Here is a 6078-nt window from a genome sequence, read left to right as displayed (position 1 = left end):
CTCGTGAGCAGGCGCCGAGCCGGCATACGGGTGCGGTGATTGGAATACGTCATGTAAATCTCCGGGTGGTGGTGGCCGTCATTGCGGCCGCCTGTCTTTTTTTTGGATTGCGTGAAATACCGATACAGCGTTCAACGGCCCAACGAGTCACGACCAACCTGTCACGACCAACGGTCGTGACCTACCGCGTTCCGCCTTTCGGCGGAACGCTTGAATCACGCACGATCAGGGTCGGTACAAGTGTCTGCTTGTCACCGGCCGTTTCCGTGTTGTTGCCATCCATCAACTGCAGCAGACGCGTCGCCGCCTTATCGCCAAGGTCGGCGATACTCACCTGCATCGTGGTCAACGAAGGGTGAACGAAACGCGCCAGGGGGATGTCATCGAAGCCTGCCAGCGCCACATCGGCGGGCACGCGCACGCCGGCCTGCGCGAAGGCATACAGGCAGCCAAGCGCCATCATGTCGTTGGCCGCGAACACCGCATCGGGCAATGTTCCGGCGGCCAGCAGTTCCTGCCCGGCGCGGTGGCCGGACGCTTCATCGAAGTCGCCGGGCAGCTCGATGCCTGCCGCCTCACTGCCGAACGCGGCCAGCGCATCGCGGAAGCCGCGCAGGCGTTCGCGGGCGTCGTAATTCAGGTCGGGGCCGGCGATGAACGCAATGCGGCGGTGGCCGACGTCGAGCAGGTGGCGGGTCATCGCCATCGCACCGGCGTGGTCATCGATGCTCAGCACCGGGTGATCCTGCTCGGGCAGATAGGTGTTGATCAGCACCGTCGGCAGCGCCTGCGGCAGGTTGTCGGTCAGGAAGCCGGGGCTTTCCGCATACGGCGAAAGCACCAGCAGCCCGTCCACCCGGCCGCGCATCGCCCGCAGGGCCGCACCCTGCTGCTCCTGGTCGCCGTGGTAGCTGGACACCAGCAGGTGCTGGCGGCGCGCGCGGGCCACGTTGTCGATGCCGCGCATCAGCTCGGAGAAGAATTCGCCATACAGGTCGGGCAGCACCACACCGATGGTGTTGGTACGCCGGCTGCTGAGGCTGCGGGCGGCCGCATGCGGGGTGTAGCGCAGGCGCGCCGCCACCTCCAGCACCAGCTTGCGCACGGGCTCGGCAACATTTTCATGGCCATTGAGCGCACGCGAAACCGTCGCGACAGAGACGCGGGCTTCACGGGCTACATCTTTGATAGTGATCGCTGCCTTGTTCACCTCGCCGCCCTCCACGGCTTAGAGATCTGGGCTTGGCGCGGAATGTAAGCGTTTTCAAACCCGGATGTAAATACAACGTTAGACAAATGTCGCACGGCGGTAACCTCAAGATGTCTTGGGGAGGTCGCCCCGGGACTCACCGGGACAAGGCGGGACAAGGGTTTCAGCCCTTTTTTGGCGGCGCTTCGGCACGGATGGACAGCGCATGGATATCGGTCTCCATCATGCTGCCCAAGGCCGCATAGACGGCCCGGTGGCGCGCAAGCGGCAGCTTGCCCTCGAAGGCGGCGCTGACCACATGCACATTGAAATGCCCACGCCCGTCTCGGGCGCCTTCATGGCCGGCATGGCGGTGGCTGTCGTCCTCCACCTCCAGCAGTTGCGGGTCCAGGGCGGCCTGCAGGGCCTCGCGGATGCGCTCGACCCGGTTCACGGCAATACCTTGCGGAACGGGCGCACTTCGGTGCGCACATACACCCCGGCGGCCACGTAGGGGTCGGCGGCGGCCCAGTCCTGGGCCTGCTCCAGCGTGTTGAACTCGGCAATGACCACGCTGCCACTGAAGCCGGCCGGGCCCGGGTCTTCGCTGTCGATGGCCGGGCATGGGCCGGCCAGCAGCAGCCGCCCTTCGTCACGCAGGGCCTCCAGGCGGGCCAGGTGGGCAGGCCGCGCGGCGGCTCGGGCGGGCAGCACATCGGTGCCGTCATAGCCTTCAATGACATAGAACACGGGCAACTCCAAGGTTCAGCTAAACGAACGGGGCGATTCTAGCCCGGCTCGCTGGACACTGCCCGCGTGAAGCCGTACTCTTGTCTCTATTGCACGTGGCTGGACGCAGCAGTCCGTCGGCAATGGCTTCACCGCCAACCGACAATCGACCCGCTGCCCCACACCAGTACACGTAGACGACCTCCTGTGGTTCTGTCGCTGCTCCCTGTATCGACCAACGGTCGGTACCTACCGGCAGCGAGAGCCCCTGCTGTTTGAAATGTGGAACCACGCCCGCGTTGGCGTGTCATGGCTTGCGATCCAACCGCCCGGATGTTCCGGATGCGGGTCTGGCGCAGCAAACTGGTCCGTTGCAATACCGACGTCAATCTTGATGACCTCTGAACTCGCGCTCGACGCGAACCCGCAAATCCGGCCGACCGCCCCACAGCAGCAGGAAATGCCGCTGGCCGTGGTGCATGGTCAACCCGTCCTGCAGATTCCGCAGGACCTGTACATCCCGCCGGATGCGCTGGAAGTCATCCTGGATGCCTTCGAAGGCCCGCTGGACCTGCTGCTGTACCTGATCCGCCGCCAGAACCTGGATATCCTCGACATTCCGGTCGCCGAGATCACCCGGCAGTACGTCGAGTACATCAACGTCATGCAGGAGCTGCGCTTCGAACTGGCGGCCGAATACCTGGTGATGGCGGCGATCCTGGCCGAAGTGAAGTCGCGGATGCTGTTGCCGCGGCCGCCCAGCATCGAAGGCGAGGAAGCCGATCCGCGCGCGGAACTGGTGCGCCGGCTGCAGGAGTACGAACGTTTCAAGCAGGCCGCCGAGGATATCGACGCCCTGCCCCGCCAGGACCGCGACACCAGCGTGGTGCATGCCTTCATCCCCGACCGTGCGGCCATCAAGCTGCCGCCGCCGGTGGACCTGAAGGAAATGCTGATGGCGCTGCACGACGTGCTCAAGCGCGCCGAGCTGTTCACCGGCCACGCGATCAAACGCGAGGCCCTGAGCGTGCGCCAGCGCATGGGCGACGTGCTGGGCCGTCTGGAAGACGGCAAGTTCTACCGGTTTGAAACGCTGTTCACCGCCGAAGAAGGCAAGCTGGGGGTGCTGGTCACCTTCCTGGCCCTGCTGGAACTGGCCAAGGAACAGCTGCTGGACATCGTCCAGGAAGCACCGCTGGCGCCGATCTACGTCAAATCCCTGGCCGCCGGCAACACCAACGAACCGCTGCAGTTCAACAGCGAGTTCGACGACAACGACGCCGCCAACGAACCCGACTGAGCACCTGACCCACGCATGGATCAACCGCTGATCAACCGCATTGTCGAAGGCGCGCTGCTGGCCTCCAGCCAGCCGCTCACCCTGGCGCAGCTGCAGGGCCTGTTCCCCGAAGAGGAACCGGCGCCGCCGGGCAGCATCGAACGCGCGCTGGAACTGCTGCGCGAGGGCTGTGCCGAGCGCGGCGTGGAGCTGGTCGAGGTCGCCTCCGGCTTCCGCTTCCAGGTCACCAACGAAGTGCACGGCTACATCACCCGGCTGTGGACCGAACGCAAGACCCGCTACACCCGTGCCACCCTGGAAACCCTGGCCCTGATCGCCTACCGCCAGCCGATCACCCGCGGCGAGATCGAACAGGTGCGCGGCGTCGCGGTCAGCAGCAACATCATCCAGGCCCTGGAAGAGCGCGAGTGGATCCGCGTGATCGGCCACCGCGACGTGCCCGGCAAGCCGGCGCTGTTCGGCACCACCAAGGGCTTCCTGGATTACTTCGGCCTCAAGCGCCTGGACGAACTGCCGCCGCTGTCCGAGCTGCGCGACCTGGGCGAACTGGAACCGCAGCTGCCGCTGGACAACGACGGCCAGCTGGCCGGCCGGATCGCCGCCGGCGCCGCCGACCCGGACGCCGACCTGGACAGCGACGCCGCCAACGATGGCGATATCGCCGCCGATGACAACGACGGCGACATTGCCGGCGGTGACAACGATGGCGACATTGCCGACGGCGAAATTGCCGATGGTGAAACCGTCGGCGTAGAGCCTGGCCATGCCAGGCTGAACGCCCCGGACGCCGAACCGGAACCGGAAGCGTCCGCCGAACCGGATACCACCCCGGACCCGGCCGCCGCCCGCTCCGCCGCCCGCGCTGCCCTCATGGCGGCCCGGCTGGCGGAACAGGACGCAGAGCAGGACAATAACGAGGCGCCCGCCCACGCGGATGCCGCCGACACCCCATCCCATGCGCCGTTGTCACTTCCCGACGACGACGCGGATACGACCGCCAGCGATGGCACCTCCGATACCGCGCCGGAAGAACGCGCGGCGCACCAGAACGATACCGATGACAACGCCGTCGCGAAGACGACCGTCGCTGTTGACGACACCGATCCCGAACCAGAGGCCGACGAAACCGTCGCCGGCCGGAGCCAAGTAAATGAGTGACACCCCCCGCAAGCTGTCGTTGAACAAGCTTTCGCTCAAGCGCGAAAACGAAACCGAACAGCCCAAGCTCGAAGAGCGCCTGCACAAGGTGCTGGCCCAGGCCGGCCTTGGTTCGCGCCGCGCGCTGGAACAGCGCATCGCCGACGGTCTGGTCAAGGTCAACGGCGAAGTCGCCCAGACCGGCCAGTCCATCAAGAGCGGCGACAAGGTTGAACTGGACGGCCGTGGCTTCGTTGCCACCGCGCTGACCGAAACCTCGCGCGTGCTGGCCTACAACAAGCCGGAAGGCGAAGTAACGACCCGCGAAGATCCCGAAGGCCGCCCGACGGTATTCGAAGCGCTGCCGGCCCTGAAGGGCGCGCGCTGGATCGCCATCGGCCGCCTGGACATCAACACCACCGGCCTGCTGCTGGCAACCACCGACGGTGAACTTGCCAACGCGATGATGCACCCCTCCTACGAGGTCGAGCGCGAATACGTCGTGCGCGTGCGTGCACCGGAAGGCGAAGAAAAAGTGCCGGACAGCATCGTCGACCGCCTCGCCCGTGGCGTCGCGCTGGAAGACGGCCCGGCCAAGTTCGACGAGATCGAACGCATTGGCGGCACCGATTCGCACGACTGGTTCCGCGTGGTCGTCAAGGAAGGCCGCAACCGCGAAGTGCGCCGCCTGTGGGAATCGCAGGGCTGCCAGGTCAGCCGCCTGAAGCGCACCCGCTACGGCAAGGTTTCCCTGCCGCGCGAACTGCTGCGTGGCCAGTCGGTGGAACTGCCGGCCAAGCAGGTTGAAGCGCTGCGCGCCGAACTGAAGCTGGAAGAAGGCGCGCCGTCGGCGTTGACCCTGCAGCCGGTGATCGGCCAGCGCCGCGCCGCCAAGACCACCGTGCGCGTCTCGCGCGAGGGTGGCCGTGGCAACGCCTACGTCAACGGCCACAACACGGCCGACGAAGGCCGCGAACTGCGTCGTTTCGACAACGTGCGCGAAGAGCGCGGCCGCGGTCGCGGCGGCAAGGGCGGCGGCTTCAAGGGTGGCCTGACGGTCACCGGTGAAGCGGCGGCCAAGCAGTCGCAGCGCCCGTTCAAGGCCCGCCCCGACAAGGGCAACCGTGCCCTGCCCGAAGGCAACCCGGCTGCGTTCCGCAGCTGGTACGTGCCGGACGGTGTGAGCACCGGCCCGAGCAACCACCGCAATGCCGGCCCGGGCGCAGCCCGTGGTCCGGGTGCGCGCGGTCCGGGTGCCGGCGCAGGCGCCGGTGGCCAGGGTCGTCCGTACGGCAAGCCGAAGGGTCCGGGCGCGGGCGGTTTCGGTGGTGAAAGCCGTGGCGGCTACGGCGGCCAGGGCCGTCCGGCCGGTGGCGGCGAAAGCCGCGGCGGCTACGGTGGCCAGGGTCGTCCGGCCGGTGGCGGCGAAGGCCGTGGCGGCTACGGCGGCCAGGGTCGTCCGGCCGGTGGCGGTGCCGGTGCGGGCAACCGTGGCGGCCAGGGCGCACAGCGCCACCCGTACGGTCACCCGGGCAATGCCCCGAGCTTCCCGTCCGATCACGCCAATCCGGGCGCCAGCCCGTACGGCACCGCGCGCCCGGCCGGCAACCGTCCTGCGGGCAACCGCGGTCCGGGCGGCCCGGGTGGCAACCGTGGTCCCGGTGGCCCGGGCGGCAACCGTGGCCCGGGTGGCCCCGGTGCACGCGGTCCGGGTGGCCCGGGC

General features: G+C 67.5%; 6 protein-coding genes. 3 read left to right on the top strand and 3 right to left on the bottom strand.

Annotated features, from left to right (window positions below; translation table 11 throughout):
- Positions 1-181 precede the first annotated feature (181 nt).
- The 3 genes from ACREPD_RS21485 to ACREPD_RS21475 all read right to left on the bottom strand — a co-directional run bounded on the left by ACREPD_RS21485 (position 182) and on the right by ACREPD_RS21475 (position 1939).
- A complete protein-coding gene (locus ACREPD_RS21485) occupies positions 182-1225 on the bottom strand; it encodes a LacI family DNA-binding transcriptional regulator (protein ID WP_431601172.1) in 1044 nt (347 codons plus the stop codon).
- Positions 1226-1373: 148 nt separating this feature from the next.
- Positions 1374-1643: a BolA family protein gene (locus tag ACREPD_RS21480; RefSeq protein WP_431601171.1), complete on the bottom strand. Its 270-nt coding sequence runs from the start codon at positions 1641-1643 to the stop codon at positions 1374-1376.
- Positions 1640-1939 carry a YciI family protein gene (locus ACREPD_RS21475; RefSeq protein WP_431601170.1) on the bottom strand — a complete coding sequence of 100 codons (300 nt, stop codon included), beginning with the start codon at positions 1937-1939 and terminating at the stop codon, positions 1640-1642. The genes ACREPD_RS21480 and ACREPD_RS21475 overlap by 4 nt, the downstream gene beginning before the upstream one ends.
- Positions 1940-2312: 373 nt before the next feature.
- Here ACREPD_RS21475 and ACREPD_RS21470 point away from each other — a divergent pair, with 373 nt between their 5' ends.
- The 3 genes from ACREPD_RS21470 to ACREPD_RS21460 all read left to right on the top strand — a co-directional run.
- On the top strand, positions 2313-3218 hold the full coding sequence (locus tag ACREPD_RS21470) for a segregation and condensation protein A (protein WP_431601169.1): 906 nt from the start codon (positions 2313-2315) through the stop codon (positions 3216-3218).
- 15 nt (positions 3219-3233) lie between these two features.
- Complete coding sequence (gene scpB, locus ACREPD_RS21465; protein WP_431601168.1) at positions 3234-4376, top strand: SMC-Scp complex subunit ScpB; 1143 nt, start codon at positions 3234-3236, stop codon at positions 4374-4376.
- Positions 4369-6078, top strand: a 1710-nt coding sequence (locus ACREPD_RS21460; RefSeq protein WP_431601167.1) for a pseudouridine synthase, incomplete at its 3' end; no start/stop codon positions are given. The genes scpB and ACREPD_RS21460, both read left to right, overlap by 8 nt.

This window comes from Stenotrophomonas sp., assembly GCF_050737075.1.
Classification (GTDB): domain Bacteria; phylum Pseudomonadota; class Gammaproteobacteria; order Xanthomonadales; family Xanthomonadaceae; genus Stenotrophomonas.
The sequence above is the reverse complement of the archived record's forward strand: the minus strand, read 5'-3'. Positions and strand labels throughout refer to the sequence as shown.